This is a genomic window from Desulfurispirillum indicum S5 (assembly GCF_000177635.2).
Taxonomy (GTDB): Bacteria; Chrysiogenota; Chrysiogenetes; order Chrysiogenales; family Chrysiogenaceae; genus Desulfurispirillum; species Desulfurispirillum indicum.
Genome location: NC_014836.1, coordinates 2,796,815 through 2,814,666, shown reverse-complemented (window position 1 = coordinate 2,814,666; position 17,852 = coordinate 2,796,815). Strand labels below are relative to the sequence as shown.

Here is a 17,852-nt window from a genome sequence, read left to right as displayed (position 1 = left end):
CATGCGCTCCTGCCCCCGCGTCCTCGTCACCATCTTCTGTGTGTTCGCCTTCTGCGTTTCCGGTGCTGGTGCAACGGAAGGGCCGGGGATCTTTTCCTTCTACCTGGAAAACGATATTGTCGCCCAGACTGACCGGTACTACACCGGCGGCATGCGCTTTTCCTATCTTTCCCCAGCGACCTGTGTGCCTGGCAGCGGGGATGGCAGCGCCCTGTGTCGCCTGCGCCAGTGGCCCTTCCTGGGGCACCCCGACCTGGCGTATCAGTGGGGATTTGATATAGGTCAGCAGATCTTCACGCCAGCCAATATTGAAACTGCCGAGCTGCAGAAGGACGACCGGCCCTACGCGGGCTGGACCTATGGAGGCTTCTCTCTGGTGGGGCGCAACCACCATATCATGCGCTTCCTGAAGGTGGAATTGGGGCTGATCGGCGAGTGGTCCGGTGCCCGCAGTATGCAGACCCGTCTGCATGAAGCCTTTGGGGCAACGCGCCCTGAGGGGTGGGAGCATCAGCTGGAAAACGAGGTGGGAGTTTCGGTGCTGGCAGGCCAGAAGTGGCGTTACCATGGGGATTTTCCCGAGCACTCCAGCGAGCTGGACTTTATTCCCCATGTTACCCTGCAGCTGGGCAATGTGGCCACACGGGCCAATGCGGGTTTTTTCCTGCGCTGGGGGCGTGATCTGCCCCGCGATTTCGGCTCCAGCCCCATCAGCGGGTTTGCTGAAACCAATGCTCCCCTGGACTACGCCTACCGTCATAACGATCGCTGGCGCTGGCATCTGTTCACCGGCCTGAATCTGCGCCTGCAGGTGCATGACATCTTCCTGGACGGCAATACCTTCCGCGACAGCCACCGTGTGGAAAAGGAACACACGGTGGTGGAGGGGGGCATAGGCTACGGCTTCTCCAAAGGACCCTGGAAAATTTCCTACGGTCGCATGTTCCGCACCAATGAATTCACCACCCAGAAGGGCACTGAAACCTTTGGGTCTCTGAGTGTTTCCCGGGTACTGGAGTAAGAGCAATGCAGGAAGTTTCGACAATGCAATCCCATGAACATCACAGCACGCGCCTGCCGGGCCTGGCTCACCTGCTGACAGCCCTGCTTGCTGTGGCGATAGTGCTGCCGCTGAGCGCTGCGGCCCGCACCACCCTCAGCTTCCAGTTTGAGGCTCTGCCGGATTCCCGCATCGGCAGCAGTTCCGCTGAGGTGCAGTCCGGCACCAGCAGCGTGCAGGTCGGCCATGGTAACTTTCAACTGGGCTACTCCCACAGCCGCTACTCCTGGAGCGATCCCGCCAGTCTGCCTCCGGCCCTGGCAACTGCCGATGGGCGTGACCCCTGGGAGAAACTGCAGCGCCTCAGCCTTGGATACCGTGACCGCCTGGCGGGCCCGCAGTGGAACACCTACTACGGTGTTGGCATCAGCGCGAGCTACGAGCAGGAGCTGGATGACTCTGTCAGTGTCTTTTCTTATTTCATGCGGGGCTACAACCATTCTCCTGACTGGGAGAGTGGGCTGGGAGTGGCCGTTTCCTACAGCAGCCTCAAGGAGTATGTGTTGCCCATGGTCTTTGTGCGCTACCGGGCGCCACACCAGATGGGCCTTTCCGGCAGTCTGGGCTTCCCCCGCACAGAGCTGCGTTATCGAACCCATCCCCAGTTCAGCGTCGGCACCCGTGCCGCCTTTGGACAGGGACACTTTCGCCTGCGCGATGACAGCCCCCTGCAGCCGGCAGGCTTTGTGGAACTGAAAGGTTACCAGGCCGTGGGCTTCGCCGAGTACCGCCTGGCAGCCGGAACCCTTCTCAGTCTTGAGGCCAGCACCTTTGTGGAGCGTCACTGGAAAATCTACGATGCCGACGGCAGCCGGCAGGGGCGGGTTGATCTGGAAAATGGTATCAGCACATCCCTGGTGTGGCGACAGGTGTTCTGAGTTTTCCCGGTGCTGCCCTTTACAGTCGTCCGCTTCCTGAAACCGGAGGCCGCAAACAAGCGTCCTCCATGGCTTTTCAGCAGCCTGACCGTCGGCGCCTCCTGGCGGAAACAGCACACGAAGGAGAGGCAGATGATGATACCTCCGAAACACTCTTGCCTGCGCCTTCTGCTTTTGCTGTGCGTCACTCTGCTGACTGTGGGTTGCGCTTCTGTGGAGCCCCTTTCCGATCGTGACCAGCGGCCCCATGAACCTCCGGCTGCCGCAGGGGAGCTGGCGGCACAGATGCCCCTGAGTGGCCCATCGGGTTTTCGGATACTCTACGGTGGTCCCGAGGCCTACCAGTGGCGGGTGGCCAGTGCCAGGGCAGCCCATGAGCGCCTTAGAGCTTGTCCATAAATAATCATTGACCATCATGATAGTTTGCTATAGAATGATTCAGTGAGAGATCATTCATGGCGGTGATTTATGTCTAAAGTGCAATCATGGGAAGTCTCAGATGCTTTCTGGCAAAGAGTTGAGCCTTTGCTGCCAATCCAGCAAAGAGATCTTGACAAGGTCTACAAGCGCAAGCCTGGTGGTGGGCGCAAGCGACTTAACCCCAGGAAGGCGTTTTCCGGCATTGTCTATGTTCTGCGCACCGGTTGTCAGTGGAAAGCGATACCCAAGGAGCAGTTTGGTTGCGCCAGTGCCGTGCACAAGTACTTCATTGAGTGGAGTAAGGCCGGTGTATTCGAAGCTATTTGGCGTCAAGGGCTGGCTGAGTACGACGAGATGGAGGGAATTGCCTGGGAGTGGCAAAGCATAGATGGCGGAATGTACAAAGCACCAATGGCTCTTGAAACCGTAGGGAAGAACCCGACGGATCGGGGAAAAAAAACGGGAGCAAGCGTCATGTCCTGGTGGACGGTCGTGGCGTCCCGTTGTCCATCGTCGTAACCGGAGCGAACCGGCATGATGTGAGCCAGCTTGAAGCTGTTCTTGATGGCGTAGTCTTCGAGAAGCCTGCAGAGCAGGAGCAGCATCTTTGCGCAGATTGTGGCTACAAGGGAAAGCAGGCGCTCAGCAGCATTCTTCAGCGCGGATACATACCCCATGTAAAGCAGCGAAAAGAAGAGATCGAGGACAAGAAGCGTGACCCATCAAAGAAGGCGAGGCGCTGGATAGTGGAAGCATCTATTTCCTGGTTCAACCGTTTCAGGAAGATTCATGTGCGCTTTGAGAAGCTTGAGGTCACTCACTACGGGTTGACGTGTCTTGCGGCAGCCATAATCACATACAGGAAAATCGGCGTAATTTATGGATAAGTTCTTAATATTCAGTACTACATCTGGCAGGATGATGTGGCGGGTCGTCTGCTGATTGCCGAGCTGCTGCAGGTGGCCGATACTGGTGTGCGCATCTCCCTGCTGCTGGATGACATGGACGTGCGCGGCAGTGACCGCGCCCTGGCCATACTGGATCAGCACCCCCATATCGAAGTGCGGGTCTTCAACCCCTTTCGAAGCCGCTGGGGTATCCTGCGTACCGGGGTGGAGCTGGTGCTGCGGGGCAGTGATCTGAACCACCGTATGCACAACAAGGCGTGGATAGCCGACGGTCATCTGGCCATTATCGGTGGTCGCAATATCGGCGATGAGTATTTCAGTGCCGGCAGCGCCTTCAACTTCTCCGACATTGATCTGGTCATCGTGGGTCCCCTGGCCCATGGGGCTGATATCTCCTTCACCGATTACTGGAACAGCCCCCTGGCCATTCCCATCAGTCAGCTGCGTCGCGTTCGTGACGATGTCAACTGGCTGAGCAGGCACCGCGATGCCATGGACGAGTGGTTCACCTCGTACCTCGACCACCCGCTCATGTCCATGGTCTATGGGCAGCCCCCCTTTGTCAGTCGCGAAATGCTCCTCTGCCCCTCTTCCTACCAGTGGACGGATCAGGCCACACTGGCCGTCGATGATCCGGCCAAGGCGCTGAACCAGGAAGAGCTGGAGCCCGGTGTGCTGGAAGCTCTGGCAGAGCGCTTTGCCATGGTGGAAGAGGAGCTTCTGCTCATATCTCCCTACTTTATTCCCGGTGCGGAAGGCACTCGCATGCTGGCAGACATGGCCGCGCGCGGTATCCGGGTCGCCGTCCTGACCAACTCCCTGGCCACCAATGATGTGGCCATTGCCCACAGTGGCTATGCCCGTCGTCGCCAAGCCTTGCTGGAGGCAGGGGTCGAGCTGTACGAGCTGCGGCCCAGCGCCCATGCCGCGGCGGAAAACCACAACAGCTTTGGCCTTGGCTCCTCACGGGCCAGCCTGCACACCAAGGCGCTGGTGGTGGATCGCCGCGAGGTCTTTCTGGGCTCCTTTAATCTGGACCCACGCTCTGCCCACATCAACACGGAGCTTGGCGCCTTTGTGCGCGATGAACAGCTGGTCGAATCCCTGACGGAGTTTTTTCACCACAGCGTCCACCCGCTCTTTGCCTATCAGCTGTATCTTGATGAGCGTGGAAGCGTGCGCTGGATCGACCATGAGGGGCAGATTCACACCCGTGAGCCCAAGGCCGGGTTCTGGCGACGCTTCCTGGCCGGTTTTGCCCGGCTGCTGCCCATTGAGTCACAGCTCTGATTCAGGTCTTGTGCCTTGCGGGTTCGGGGCGTTTCGCGGTACATTTTCCGTGAACAGGCTCAATACTCAAGTTTCGCATCTTGTTGTCTTAGGTTAAGGTGTTATTATTCTGACATTTATCGCGCGGAAACTGTATTGATTTTGAATGCTTGACTTATCTGGTATTCCACTTTTTGTTTCCGGATATTGTCCTTTTTGACCGCGCAAAAGGACGCAAAACGCGCCCCCCGAACGCCCGTTTTTCCGGCTCGCCTGCTCGCCTGTTCTGGAGATCCGACAGACACTGCTTCCCTGCAGTGCTGCCGGACCACTCACTTCCTGTGAGTGTCCCGTTCGGGTCTTGCCAGCCAGGCGTCGCACTCACCGGACGGGCTCAGGGGGGAACGGCTTTCCTCTGCCTCTCCCCCGTGTGCTGGCCCAGCCAGGACGCGAAGACTGGAACGCGATGGACCCGCAGGGTTGCCGCCACGAGGGCGGCAACCGCAAACCAAAAGCCACGGAGGGCGGCTGTTTACGGTTCCCAGTTCCAGGCAAGCGGACGGCTGAAAAGGACAGCACTGGGGGGCGTTTCGCGGTACATTTTCCGTGAACAGGCTCAATATCAGACTCTTTCCGGAAAACTTCTCACAGGCGCCACCGGCACATCGGGGTGCGAATGGAGATATGGCATGACCCTTCCCTTTGGCTTACTGCACGACCAGTTCCAGTGGATTCGCGACGATGATCTCTGGCGCGAATGGGATGAGCAGTGCCTGCTGCTGACGGCCAACCGCCGCATGGGGCGCTCGGCCCTCTCCCGGCACAGTGGCTTTATGGAGTCACAGCAGCGGGAGGTCTGGCAGACGCCCCGCATCCTGCCCTGGGGCACCTGGCTGCAGCAGCTTGTGGAGGATGGAGTGCTGTCCGGCAGCTGCCCGGCGGCGGAAGTCCCCCGGCTGGTGCTCAGTGACTTCCAGGAGCGGTTGCTGTGGGAGCAGCAGATTGAAAACCTGGAATCCGAGGGCTTTCTGCTCTCGACCACTCTGGCGGCCAGTGCTGCCATGGACGCCTGGCGCCTGATGCACCAGTGGAATGTCCCCCTGGAAAAATACCTGAGTGCCACCACAAACCGCCTGGGGCTTGACTGCGGGCATATCCCCGAACTGCAGGCGTTTCTGCGCTGGGCCACCATTTTCGAGAGTACCCTGAAGGAGAATCGCTGGATTGATCAGGCGCGTCTGCCCCATCTGGTGGAGCGCATGATCCGCAAGGTTGCGCTTCCCCAGCCTTCGCGTCTTTTTCTGATGGGATTCGACGAACTTTCACCGGTGCAGATACGGCTGCTGGAAGCGGTTATGGCGCGGGGGTGCACCGTGATACAGGTGATCGCCCAGGATCACTGCGCCCTGGGCGGTCATGTGGCCATGGCGGACAGTGAAAGCGAATACTGGTCGGCAGCCCACTGGGCGTTGGCGCGCCTGCAAGTGAACCCCGCCGCCCGCATTGCCATTGTCATTCCCCAGCTGGAACAGGTCCGCCACCAGGTGGAATCCGTGTTCGACGCCGTTTTCTATCCCCAGTGGGACTTTTCCCCGGAAAGCCGCCTGCGCACGGCCTACAATATTACCGCCGGACGCACTCTCGCCAGCGTGCCCATGGTGGACATCGCCCTGCTCCTGCTTGACCGCCTCCACCGGAATGTGGAGCTGACCCAGGCCGAGATCAGTGGCATTCTCCTGAGCCCCTTTCTGCCTGGTTATGGGGAAGAGTTTAACCATCGCGTTCTCCTTGATCTGCAGCTGCGCCAGCGGCAGCAGGTCAGCCTGCCCCTGGCGACCGTGATCCGGCTGGCAGCCAGCCGCCACTGCCCGCGACTGGTGAAGTTTCTGCGGGAGCTTGGCGCAGGCATGCAGGAACTGCGCTCCCGGAAAGCGCGGCCCGGCCAGTGGAGCGAACGCCTCTCCCAGCTCCTGACCCGTGCGGGTTGGCCAGGGGATCGTCGCCTCAACAGCGACGAGTATCAGGCACTGGAAGCGTGGAATACCATGCTGTACACCTTCTCCCACTGCGATCCCATAGTGGCAGAGCTGCCCCTGGGCGACGCCCTGAAGCTGATCAGCACCATGGCCCACCAGACCATTCACCAGCCCCACAGTTACGGCGAAGCCCCCGTGCAGGTGATGGGCATGCTGGAGGCGGGAGGAGCCCACTTTGACGCCATGTGGATCATGGGGCTTCACGACGAAGCCTGGCCCGCCGAGCCCCGTCCCAATCCTCTGATCCCCGGTGCTGTCCAGCGCCTGCATCAGCTTCCCCGTTCCAGCCCCCGGCGGGAGTGGGAGTACGCCAGCGCCCTGACCCATCGTTTCCTGGAAAGCGCCGACGAAGTGATCTTCAGCTATCCTGCCAGTGAAGGAGATCGTCATCTGCGCCCCAGTCCACTGATTACCGGTCGCAGGGAACTGAGCCTTCGGGAACTCCGGCTGGAAGAGGCCACCGCGACGTCGCCCCTGGGTCAGCTTCTTGCCACCGCCAGCCTTCAGACACTGGAGGATACCCACGCCCATGGCCTGCCAGCGGATACCCTGCTGCGCGGTGGAGCCTCGGTGCTGAAAGACCAGGCCCTCTGCCCATTTCGGGGCATTGGCCTGCATATTCTTGGTGCCACCGCACCCTGTGGCGCCCTGGCCGGCGTCAACCCCATGGTGCGGGGTATTCTGCTCCACAGCGCCCTGGAGGATATCTGGAACAAGCTGGAGAGTTCCCGCGGACTGCAGAAGATGGAAGCGCGCAAGCGCCGCCAGTTCATTGAGGACTCCCTCGGCAGAGCCATCCAGCGCCTGCAGCACGAACTCAATATCACCATAGCGCCCGCCCTGGCCCAGATGGAAGTGCAGATGCAGGCCCAGTGGATTGATGACTGGCTGGAATACGAAAAAACACGCCCGCCCTTCACCGTGGCCAGCCTGGAACGCTATCACCACATCAGCCTGGGAGGGCTGCAGCTGAAACTGAAAGTAGACCGCATTGACCAGCTGGAAAATGGCCAGCATGTGCTCATCGACTATAAAACCGGCCAGGCCAGCGCCAGGGACTGGGAAGGCGAGCGCCCCGCCGATCCCCAGCTCCCCCTCTACGCCGTCACCCTGCAGGACACCTCCATAGGTGCCGTCGCCTACGCCTTGATCAACCGCGAAGCCTGCCACTTCCGGGGGCTGGCCATGGAGGAAGGCATGCTGCCGGAGCTTGGCGCTCTGCCCGACCAGCAAAGCTGGCAGACCATGCTGCAAAACTGGAAAGCGGCATTGGAGAACCTGGCAGGCGAAATCACCAGCGGCTATGGCGCCATCAGCCCCCGCGATGACACCAGCTGTCGCTATTGCCCCCTGCCCCTGCTGTGCCGCATTGATGGAAATGAGGGGGATGAGGAGAGGTGAGGGATTGATGAAGCAACTGAAGGTTTTGCTGGAATTGAGCCTGTACTCGAAGTGCGGTGAGCCGGAACAGAAAAGAAAGGCCTCACACAAAGCCCGCCAAGGCACCAGAAAAGGCAGTGGGAGGGAGTAGCAGCCGGATTTACCGCGAATGAACACGAATAAACGTTAATCTTGAAGAATAATGCAGGTCTCTCACCTGTTTGCTGTGCTCACGGGGGTCGCAAAGCTGCCAAGGTAAGACCCGGGAACTATTCACTCAACTTGCGCACCTTGCTGTCTTGAGTTAAGCTGTTATTATACGGGCGTTTATCTCGCGGAAACCGTATTGATTTTGAATGCTTGACTTATCTGGTATTCCACTTTTTGTTTCCGGATATTGTCCTTTTTGACCGCGCAAAAGGACACAAAAACGCGCCCCCGAACGCCCGTTTTTCCGGATCGCCTGCTCGCCTGTTCTGGAGATCCGACAGACACTGCATCCCTGCAGTGCTGCCGGACCACCTGCTTCCTGCAGGTGTCCCGTTCGGGTCTTGCCAGCCAGGCGTCGCACTCACCGGACGGGCTCAGGGGGGAACGGCCTGTTTCTGTTTCTCCCCCGTGTGCTGGCCCAGCCAGGACGCGCTGACTGGAACGCTATGGACCCGCAGGGTTGCCGCCACGAGGGCGGCAACCGCAAACCAAAAGCCAGGGAAGGCGGTTGTTTGCGGTCCCCAGTTCCAGGCAAGCGGACGGCTGAAAAGGACAGCACTGGGGGCCGCTTTTGCGCCACTTTTTGCGGGTAAAAAGTGGCAAAATAAACTCATAAACAGGGTGAGGGCAATGTCAAGCAACCCAGTCTGTGTAGAACCATTTTGGCCATTGCAGCGTGACATCAGGGTCAGCGCCGACAACCTGCCGTTTCGGGGATGCGAAACTTCAGTATTCACTTGCCATGGATTACCCTGCTGGAATTTGCCTTTATCTGCGGAAATCTGTGAAATCTGCGGATAAATTCTTTGGCTGTTTTGGGCAGATGAGCGCAGATTTTCCGGAAAAACCCTTTGTGCCCCCTGAGTAATTCCTCGAAATATACGAAAAGGAAGAGGTATTTGTGCATGCGTGACTTCCCCTCCATTGCCGATGAAGCTGCCCGCACGCGGGCGCTGGATATATCAACGTCCTTTATCGTGCAGGCCCCGGCGGGCTCCGGGAAAACCGAACTCCTGACCCAGCGCTTTCTGGCGCTGCTGGGCCAGGTATCCGAGCCCGAGGAGATTCTGGCCATCACCTTCACCCGCAAGGCGGTGGGCGAGATGCGCGAACGGGTGCTGGGCAGTCTGCGCATGGCCCTTGATGCGGAGCCTCCCGCGGCCCCACACCTGCGCACCACCTGGGAGCTGGCCCGCGCTGCGCTGGCCAATGCCCGCCGTCAGGAGTGGAATCTGCTGGAGCATCCCACCCGGCTGCGCATCCAGACCATTGACGCCCTCTGTGCTTCCATCGTGCGCCAGATCCCCTACTTTTCCCGCCTGGGGGGACAGATGGCCATCAGCGATGAGCCTGCCCGGCTTTACCGCCAGGCGGCGATGCAGACCCTGGAGGAGCTGGAGTGCCCCCATGTGCGCACGGTACTGACCCACCTGCACAACGATATGGAGCGGGCCTGCGCCCTTCTGATGGAAATGCTGCAGCGGCGCGAGCAGTGGCTGCACCACATTGTGGCTGCCCGGAAGGCCGATCGTGCCGCGCTGGAGCGTTCCCTGGCCCATGTGCGAAGCTCCTACCTGCTGGAGCTGCAGGCGGGCCTTGATGAAGCCACGGTGGCGTCTCTGGCCGAACTGGCCGCCTATGCCGCTTCCAATCTGGATGAAAATCATCCCCTGGCCCGTATCGACTGGAGTCAGGGGCTGGGCTTCGAGGCGGCGTACACCGGGGCCTGGATTGCCCTGAGCAGCCTGCTGCTGACCCAGAAGGGCACCTGGCGGCGCAGTTTCACCAAAAATGATGGATTTCCCCCTCCCAAGAATGCCTTGATCCCTGCCATAAAGGCTCTGCTCCAGGAACTGGCCGCCAGTCCCCAGGCGGAGAACCTGTGCTGGGCCCTGCAGGCTCTGGCCCTGATTCCTGCCACCTATGACGATGACCAGTGGCCGGTACTCCACGCCATCAATGAGCTGCTTCTGAAAGCCGTTGGACATCTGTGGCTGGTTTTTGGGCGCAGCGGCTGCGTGGATTTCTCCCAGATGAGCCTTGCCGCTGTGGAAGGTCTGGGCAGTGATGACGAGCCCACTGACCTTGCCCTGAAGCTTGATTATCGACTCAACCACATCCTGGTGGACGAGTTTCAGGATACCAGTGCCAGCCAGTACCGACTGCTCAGGAAGCTGACTGCCGGGTGGCAGCCCGGTGACGGGCGCACCCTCTTTGTGGTGGGTGACCCCATGCAGTCCATCTACCGCTTTCGCCAGGCCGAAGTGGGTCTTTTCCTGCAGGCGCGCCAGCAGGGAATTGGCAATGTGCAGCTGGAACCCCTGTCCCTGAGTGTGAACTTTCGCTCCACCGCAGCCATCGTGCACTGGAACAATCAGATATTCTCCCGTGTCTTTCCCGCTGTGGAGGAGATATCCAGCGGAGCCATAGCCTACAGCGCCAGCAGCGCTTTCCATGGGGAGGCAGAAGGGCCTGACTGCGCCGTGCAGGCTCACCTGCTGCCAACCGCAAAGGCGCAGGAAGAGGCGCGGGCTATACTGGCGTGTATTGAGGACATCCGCTCCCGCCATCCCGGTGAGACCATTGCCATCCTGGCCCGCAACCGTACCCACCTGGACGAGATCATTTCCCTGCTCAAAGGGGGTGCCACCTCCTTCAGTGCCATAGATATAGCGCCCCTGGCCCACAGTGGCGCCGTGCGCGACCTGCAGATCATCACCCGTGCCCTGTGCCATCCCGGTGACAGCATCGCCTGGCTGGCTCTGTTGCGGGCACCCTGGTGCGGGCTGACCCTCGCGGATCTGCAACTCCTCACTGCCGGTGCCGATGGACGCACTCTCTGGCAGTGCCTGCAGGAGGCTACCTGTGTGGAACCGCTCAGTGCCGATGGACAGGCGCGCCTGCTGCGTATCCGGCCAGCCCTGATCCAGGCCATGGAAGAGCGTGGCCGCCAGGGGCTGGCGCGCTGGGTGGAGGGAACCTGGCGGCAGCTGGGTGGCCCCGCCTTTCTGGAGCGGCCAGCACAGTTGGAGGACGCCCGCGTCTTTCTGCACATTCTCCACTCCCTGGAAGAGGAACCCTTTCCGGAAATTCAGCATATGGAGGAAGCCCTCGCCAGTGTCTACTGCAGCGAAGACCCGTCCGCCGACAGTTCTTTGCAGCTGATGACCATCCACAAGGCCAAGGGCCTGGAGTTCGATCACGTCATCATTCCCGGCCTCTGCGGCGGCAGCCGCAGCGAGAGCAAGCCCCTGCTGGCCTGGCATGAAGGGCCGCACCGCAGCGCGGATATGGAGCTGCTGCTGGCCATTGCCCGGCGGGGGCGCGACCAGAAGGAGAGCAGCCTCTACGAGTATATCCGCCAGATGCACCAGCGCTGTATGGAGAACGAGCAGAAACGCCTGCTGTACGTCGCCTGTACCCGCGCCAGAAAGGGACTGCACCTGTTTGCCCGCCTGCGGCCCGATCGCAGTGGCGAAGACTGGGCTTCGCCTCGCAGCGGCAGCCTGCTGCGCCATATCTGGGAGCAGCTGCAGCCACTGGCACCACCGCTGCCCGATGCGCCGGAAGCAGAGGAACAGCAGCAGGCGCAGCCCCCTGTTCCCCTGAAGCGGGTGCACAGTGACTGGCAGATCCCCCGTGTGGCTCCCCGCATACTGCCGAATCTGGCCATTACCCCGGCTCAGCATGACGAAGGGGAACCACAGCCCGAGTTCCAGTGGGCAGGTGAAATGGCCCGCCTGGTGGGGGTGCTCTTTCACCAGTGGGTGCGTCGCCTGGGAGAAAAGAATGAGAGAGAGAGCCTGAGCGGTGATATGGAAGAACTGCGCAAAAACCTTCGCTGGAGCACCTATCAGCTTGGCGTTCCCCATGAACTGCGAGCCAGCGTGGTGGAGCGCACCATCACCGCCCTCGGGAATATGGGCGTCGATCAGCGGGGCCGCTGGATTCTCTCCTCCTCCCATCAGGACTCCCGCTGGGAGTACCCGTTGACCGGCACAGACCAGCGTGGTCACATCGTCAATATCATCATCGATCGCATGTTTATCGATGACCAGGGAACCCGCTGGATTATCGACTATAAAACCGGCCAGCACGAAGGAGGGGGGCTGGAGCACTTCCTGCGCGAAGAGCAGCAGCGCTATGCACCCCAGCTGGAACGCTATGGCTTTCTGGCAGGCAAGCTCGGGCCGCAGCCCGTGCGCCTGGGGTTGTACTTCCCCTTTCACCAGCGCTTTGTGGAATGGGGAGTGGGGGAAGGGTATGGAAGTTCATAAAAACCGTGCCATGCACAAGGCAGGCATTCTGCACTCCCAGACCCGCTCGCTTGTCTTCCTGGCTCAAGGGCCTGCCGCTCGCCATCCGGGCTCGCTCTCGAAGTGCTGAATGCCACGCTGAGGAGACAACTGGCGCAACATGCGCGTCTGAATACCAAAATACAGGCAGGCCAATGACACCCAACAACAGTTTTTCCACCCTTTCCACATTCATCTGCGCCATGGAGGCCTTCAGCCGCGCCCATGGGCGCGATGAGCTGCCGTGGCGTCAGCCGGGCATGACGCCCTATGGTATCTGGGTCAGCGAGGTGATGCTGCAGCAGACCCAGGTAATGCGGGTGATTCCCTATTTTCAGGCTTTCATGGAGCGCTTCCCCCATGTCTTTTCTCTGGCGGCAGCCAGCTGGGATGACTTCCTGCCACTGTACCGTGGGCTTGGCTACTACCGTCGGGGGGAGAATATGCTGGCCTGCGCCCGGCTGGTGGTGGAGCAGCATGACGGGGTCTTTCCCCGCGACAGGAAGCAGCTTAAGGCCTTGCCGGGCATTGGCGATTACACGGCCAGCGCCATCCTCAGTTTTGGCTATGGCGAGCCAGTGCTGGCTTTTGACACCAATATGCAGAAGGTTTTCGGACGCTTTCTGCAGGGCAGCCGCAAGGCGGTGGTGGACAAAGAAGCCCTGGAAGGTTCATTGGTGGATCTGTTCCGGCAGCGTCCCATGGGCTGGTTCAATGGAGCGGTTATGGATTTTGCCGGGGCGGTCTGCCGCAAGGTGCCCCTCTGTGCAAGCTGCCCGGTCCGCACCCACTGTCGCTATTTCGCCGAAGAAGGCCGGCAGGAAACTGTCGCGGTCAAGGCAGGCGCCACGCCCCCCTTTCCCATGGGCAGTGCCCAGGTTCACCTGTGGCTGCACCGGGCGCATCGTCACTATTTCTCTGTGGACCCCGATCGCTTTGTGCCCTTTATATTGCCGCCGGGGGTGAACCGTCGCCACCAGATCAAGGCATACTTCATGGAGCAGTACGGGCTGGAGCTGGCGGTGCGCCCTCCCCACGCCCGTGGCTTTCTGGAGGGCATGCCCGTGCTGCTGGTCAATGCCCAGGTTCTCCAGGGGCAGGCGGAGTTTGCTGCTTTCACCAGGGAAGAGGTCCGGGAGTACGGTGAGACGATAACGCTGAAGGGTTCTTTTGATTGAAAAAGGACTGGTTCGGGTATACAAGCATGCAGAGTACGATCGCGGCCAGAGCCTGGTCTTGAATTTTCCCGTGGAAAGGTTTCTATGAATACATTGCCCCCGTGTCCCCGGTGCCAATCATCCTATACCTATGAAGATCAGAGTCTGTATGTCTGCCCCGAGTGCGCCCACGAGTGGCCGAAGAATGCTGCCGTTGCCCCAGCGCAGGACAAGGTGGTACGCGATGCCCACGGCACTCCCCTGGCTGATGGAGACACGGTGACGGTGATCAAGGATCTCAAGGTCAAAGGCTCTTCGGCGGTGGTGAAGGTCGGCACCAAAGTGAAGCAGATCCGCCTTGTGGAAGGGGATCATGACATCGACTGCAAAATTGACGGTATTGGCGCCATGAAACTGAAATCAGAGTTTGTCAGAAAGGTTTAGGCGCACATGCAGAAAACGGCTTCTGTCCAGTGGCTTGACGCTATTGCCTGTCACTCCCGGCGATGGGTGCTCTGGGGTGTTGTATTGGGTGGTCTTGGCGGGGTGCTGATCATCCTGCAGGCGGGGCTGCTGGCCCACGTTATCCATGAAGCGTTCATGGAGGGAATTTCCCGCGCGGCCTTGTTGCCGTTTTTTGGTTTCCTGGTGCTGGTGATTGCTTTGCGGGCACTGATCGCCTGGGGGCGCGAGCTCCTGGGGCAGCGCGCCTCGACGCAGGTGCGTCGGGTGGTTCGTCAGCAGCTGCTGGAGCATATCGGACGTCTGGGGCCGGTCTATGCCAGCGAGCAGCGTGCCGCGTCTCTCTCCAGTGCTCTGCTGGAGCGGGTGGAGGCCCTGCACGGCTACTTTTCCCACTATCTGCCCCAGAAGATGCTGGCCATAGTCATTCCCGCCACTATCGGCCTGGCGGTCTTCCCCGTCAGCTGGGTGGTGGGGACGATCTTTCTGGTCACGGCGCCGCTGATTCCCTTCTTCATGGTCATGATCGGCCGCGGGGCGGCGACATTGAACCAGAAGAACTTCCAGGCCCTCTCCCGCATGAGCGCCCACTTTCTGGATACCCTGCAGGGTCTGGCGACCCTCAAGATTTTTTTCCGCTCCCGTGATGAGGCCCAGCGTATTGCCAAATCTTCAGAGGAGTACCGTCAGGGAACCATGGCGGTGCTGCGGGTGGCCTTTCTCTCCTCGGCGGTACTGGAATTCCTCACTGCCGTGGCCATTGCCATGACGGCGGTCTATCTGGGGATGCACTTCCTGCACTATCTCGACTTCGGCCTCTATGGCCGGGAGCTGACCCTGAAGATGGGGCTTTTCCTGCTGCTGCTGGCACCGGAGTTCTACCAGCCCCTGCGGGAGCTGGGCACTCACTATCACGCCCGGGCCGAAGCCGTTGGCGCGGCCGAAGGTATCCAGGCCATTCTCAGGGCACCGGCTCAGGCCGCTCCTCGCGACGGGGAGCCCTTTGGCCCCGTCGGCAACATCGCCATCGACTTTCGATCTGTCCATCACTGTTTTGGCACGGAGCGCGTGGCTCTGGAGAATCTCTGCCTGTCCATCGAGGCGGGGCAGTGGGTGGCCGTGGTGGGTGCCAGCGGCGCCGGCAAGACCACCATGCTGAATCTGCTGCTGGGCTTTCTGTCCCTGCAGCAGGGGCAGATCCTGGTCAACGGTCAGGATCTGGGCAGCCTGAACATGGAACACTGGCGTCGGCATGTGGCCTGGGTTCCCCAGTCGCCGACGCTTTTTTATGGCAGCATTGCCGACAATATCGCCCTGGGCTCAGAGGCCATGACCCGTTCCCGTGTCATTGAAGCGGCGCGACGCGGACGGGTGCTCGACTTCAGTGATGCTCTGCGCGGTGGCCTTGACGCGCCTGTGGGCGAGCAGGGGAACCTGCTTTCCGGTGGTCAGGCCCGCCGGGTGGCCCTGGCGCGGGCCTTTGCCAAGGACGCTCCCCTGGTGGTGCTGGATGAACCCACGGCTGGTCTGGATGGTGAAAATGAGCGTCTGATCATGGAAGGCCTGAAGGGCCTGGCTGCGGGGCGTACCATGATGATGCTGACCCACCGCCTGGATACCGCTCGCCTGGCGGATCGTATTGTGGTCATGGATCGTGGACGGATTGTGGAAGCGGGCAGCCACGCTGAGCTGATGGCCCTGGAGGGGACCTATGCTGCTCTGGTGCGCAGTGGACGCGCGGAGGTGCTCCCATGAGGGAACTGCTGCCCTTTGTGCGCCTCTTCTGGCCCAGCCGCCTGTGGATATTCTGGGGAGCCTTTTTCGGACTTGCCACCATGGTGGCAAGCGTCGGTCTGCTGGCCCTTTCGGGCTGGTTTCTCAGTGCGGCGGCCTTTGCCGGCCTCAGTGTCATCAGTGCCAGGGAGTTCAATTTCTTTACCCCCAGTGCCGGAGTGCGGGGGTTTGCCATCCTGCGTACCGGTGGCCGCTATGCCGAGCGTATCCTCTCCCACGAAGCCACCTTCCGTCTGCTGGCCTCGCTGCGTGTCTGGTTTTACCAGCGCATTGAGCCCCTGGCGCCGGCAGGGCTGCTCCGCCATCGCAGTGGCGATCTGCTCAGCCGCATTGTCACCGATATAGATACCCTGGACGGCCTCTTTCTCCGGGTCATATCACCGCTGCTGATCGCCCTGGGCCTGGCAGCCATAGCCGGAACCTTTCTGTGGTGGCTCTCCCCGGTGCTTGCATTGATATTCTGGTTTTTCTTCGCCCTGGCCGGGCTGCTGGTTCCCCTGCTGGTCAGGCACATGGGCAATCAGATTGGTCGGACCATGCAGCAGTGCGGCGCGCGTCTGCGCACCGCAGCGGTAGAGGATATGCAGGGTATGGCCGACCTGATGGTGTACGGAGCCGATACCAGGCATCGCGCCCGGCTGCTGGAGGAGAGTGAACGCCTGCTGATGCAGCAGGAGCGCATGGCGCGGGTCAGTGGCCTCAGCAGTGCCTTGATGACGCTCCTGGCGGGCCTGGCGGCTGTGAGCGCCCTCTTCGCGGCGATTCCCCTGGCTCAGCAGAGCGTCTTTGACGGAGCCATGCTGGCCCTGATCACCTTCGGTATTCTGGCGACCTTTGAGGCTGTGCTCCCCATTCCCCACGCCTTTCAGTTCCTGGGCAAGACGCGGGAAGCGGCCCGCCGCCTGCTGGAAGTGACAGAGGTAGAGCCCGCCGTCACTTTCCCTGAAAACCCCTGCCGGGAGGCTGCCGGGGCGCTGTGTCTGAAAAGCGTCAGCTTTGCCTACGCAGGGGGCAGTGGAGCCGAGGCCCTGCGGGATGTTTCCCTGAGTGTAGCCGACGGAGCCAAAGTGGCAATCGTTGGGCCATCGGGCAGTGGAAAGTCGACCCTGGCTCACCTGCTGGTGCGCTTCTGGGATCCACGCAGCGGACAGATAACCCTTGGCGACAGCGATCTGCGTCAGCTCAGCGAGGAGCAGCTGCGCAACACCATCACCCTGGTCTCTCAGAAGTCCCATATCTTCTGCGCCACCATGCGGGAGAATCTGCTTATTGCCGCGCCCCATGCTGACGAACAGCAGCTGTGGCAGGCTCTGGAGCAGGCGCAGCTGGCTGATTTTGTCAGGGGGTTGCCGGAGGGCCTGGATACCTGGGCCGGCGAAGGGGGGGCGCGCCTTTCCGGCGGCCAGGCTCGCCGTCTGGTGCTGGCGCGGGCGCTTTTGAAGAACGTCTCCATCTGGGTGCTGGATGAGCCCACCGAGGGCCTGGATGCCGTGACCCAGCAGCAGTTTATGGCAACGCTGCTGGACAGCCTGGCAGGGCAGACCCTGATCCTGATTACCCATATCACGGCAGGGCTGGAAGCCATGGACACCGTTTATTTCATGGAGGACGGGCAGCTGATCTGCAGTGGCAGCCATCGACAGTTGTTGCGTACCAGTGAGCGGTATCGGGTTTTTACGAATTGCGCGGGTGACTAGAAAAAGGGCAGCTTCAGTCCTGCCCTGGTCGTCCGACTAAAGTTGTGCACATTTTTTGCGCACCCGCTGTGCGCTGTCGTCAAAGTCATTTTTCTCCTCGGGGCTGGCGAAGCCTGGGATTTCTTTTCCTCCCTCTTGCAATAACGCAACATTTCCTTGACAAGGCGTAGGTTAGGCGCATAATCTTAGCCACGGCAAAGGGCCCCCTGTTCTTTTCTGGCATGCTTATTGCTGTATGCCATAGGGAAAGGCAATACGCCCGGTAACAGCCCATTTTGCAAAAGGA

At 60.6% G+C, this 17,852-nt stretch carries 12 protein-coding genes; all 12 read left to right on the top strand.

The features are described from left to right. Position 1 precedes the first annotated feature (1 nt). The 12 genes from SELIN_RS13070 (at position 2) to cydC (ending at position 17,566) form a co-directional block, all read left to right on the top strand. Positions 2 to 1,021 carry a lipid A deacylase LpxR family protein gene (locus SELIN_RS13070; RefSeq protein ID WP_013507108.1) on the top strand — a complete coding sequence of 340 codons (1,020 nt, stop codon included), beginning with the start codon at positions 2 to 4 and terminating at the stop codon, positions 1,019 to 1,021. Positions 1,022 to 1,044: 23 nt separating this feature from the next. Next, a complete protein-coding gene (locus tag SELIN_RS13065; RefSeq protein ID WP_013507107.1) occupies positions 1,045 to 1,938 on the top strand; it encodes a hypothetical protein in 894 nt (297 codons plus the stop codon). Positions 1,939 to 2,070: 132 nt separating this feature from the next. Further along, a complete protein-coding gene (locus SELIN_RS13060; RefSeq protein WP_041726154.1) occupies positions 2,071 to 2,337 on the top strand; it encodes a hypothetical protein in 267 nt (88 codons plus the stop codon). Positions 2,338 to 2,406: 69 nt separating this feature from the next. Then, positions 2,407 to 3,245, top strand: a protein-coding gene (locus SELIN_RS14990) for an IS5 family transposase (protein ID WP_156788070.1) whose coding sequence is annotated in 2 segments (ribosomal slippage) — positions 2,407 to 2,811 and positions 2,814 to 3,245 — 837 coding nt in all. Because the reading frame shifts where the segments join, the coding sequence is not laid out codon by codon here. A gap of 9 nt (positions 3,246 to 3,254) precedes the next feature. After that, positions 3,255 to 4,556: a phospholipase D family protein gene (locus tag SELIN_RS13045; RefSeq protein ID WP_083806064.1), complete on the top strand. Its 1,302-nt coding sequence runs from the start codon at positions 3,255 to 3,257 to the stop codon at positions 4,554 to 4,556. Between the two features lie 668 nt (positions 4,557 to 5,224). Beyond that, positions 5,225 to 7,972, top strand: a complete 2,748-nt coding sequence (locus SELIN_RS13040) for a PD-(D/E)XK nuclease family protein (protein ID WP_013507106.1) — start codon at positions 5,225 to 5,227, stop codon at positions 7,970 to 7,972. Positions 7,973 to 9,066: 1,094 nt separating this feature from the next. Further along, a complete protein-coding gene (locus SELIN_RS13035) occupies positions 9,067 to 12,438 on the top strand; it encodes a UvrD-helicase domain-containing protein (protein WP_013507105.1) in 3,372 nt (1,123 codons plus the stop codon). After that, positions 12,425 to 12,547 carry a hypothetical protein gene (locus tag SELIN_RS15475; RefSeq protein ID WP_269493428.1) on the top strand — a complete coding sequence of 41 codons (123 nt, stop codon included), beginning with the start codon at positions 12,425 to 12,427 and terminating at the stop codon, positions 12,545 to 12,547. The genes SELIN_RS13035 and SELIN_RS15475 overlap by 14 nt, the downstream gene beginning before the upstream one ends. 64 nt (positions 12,548 to 12,611) lie before the next feature. Beyond that, on the top strand, positions 12,612 to 13,634 hold the full coding sequence (locus SELIN_RS14280) for an HhH-GPD family protein (RefSeq protein ID WP_013507104.1): 1,023 nt from the start codon (positions 12,612 to 12,614) through the stop codon (positions 13,632 to 13,634). A gap of 84 nt (positions 13,635 to 13,718) precedes the next feature. Continuing rightward, positions 13,719 to 14,057, top strand: coding sequence for a zinc ribbon domain-containing protein YjdM (locus SELIN_RS13025; RefSeq protein ID WP_013507103.1), 339 nt, complete (start codon positions 13,719 to 13,721; stop codon positions 14,055 to 14,057). A gap of 6 nt (positions 14,058 to 14,063) precedes the next feature. Further along, positions 14,064 to 15,830 (top strand): thiol reductant ABC exporter subunit CydD, encoded by a 1,767-nt coding sequence (gene cydD, locus SELIN_RS13020; RefSeq protein WP_013507102.1) that lies wholly within the window; start codon positions 14,064 to 14,066, stop codon positions 15,828 to 15,830. Further along, complete coding sequence (gene cydC, locus SELIN_RS13015; RefSeq protein WP_013507101.1) at positions 15,827 to 17,566, top strand: heme ABC transporter ATP-binding protein/permease CydC; 1,740 nt, start codon at positions 15,827 to 15,829, stop codon at positions 17,564 to 17,566. The genes cydD and cydC overlap by 4 nt, the downstream gene beginning before the upstream one ends. Positions 17,567 to 17,852: the final 286 nt, after the last annotated feature.

Coding starts and splice junctions, on each gene's coding strand:
- SELIN_RS13060 (WP_041726154.1), top strand. CDS start 2,071: ATGATGATACCTCCGAAACACTCTTGCCTGCGCCTTCTGCTTTTGCTG.
- SELIN_RS14280 (WP_013507104.1), top strand. CDS start 12,612: ATGACACCCAACAACAGTTTTTCCACCCTTTCCACATTCATCTGCGCC.
- cydC (WP_013507101.1), top strand. CDS start 15,827: ATGAGGGAACTGCTGCCCTTTGTGCGCCTCTTCTGGCCCAGCCGCCTG.
- SELIN_RS13025 (WP_013507103.1), top strand. CDS start 13,719: ATGAATACATTGCCCCCGTGTCCCCGGTGCCAATCATCCTATACCTAT.
- cydD (WP_013507102.1), top strand. CDS start 14,064: ATGCAGAAAACGGCTTCTGTCCAGTGGCTTGACGCTATTGCCTGTCAC.
- SELIN_RS13070 (WP_013507108.1), top strand. CDS start 2: ATGCGCTCCTGCCCCCGCGTCCTCGTCACCATCTTCTGTGTGTTCGCC.
- SELIN_RS13040 (WP_013507106.1), top strand. CDS start 5,225: ATGACCCTTCCCTTTGGCTTACTGCACGACCAGTTCCAGTGGATTCGC.
- SELIN_RS13035 (WP_013507105.1), top strand. CDS start 9,067: ATGCGTGACTTCCCCTCCATTGCCGATGAAGCTGCCCGCACGCGGGCG.
- SELIN_RS13065 (WP_013507107.1), top strand. CDS start 1,045: ATGCAATCCCATGAACATCACAGCACGCGCCTGCCGGGCCTGGCTCAC.
- SELIN_RS15475 (WP_269493428.1), top strand. CDS start 12,425: ATGGAAGTTCATAAAAACCGTGCCATGCACAAGGCAGGCATTCTGCAC.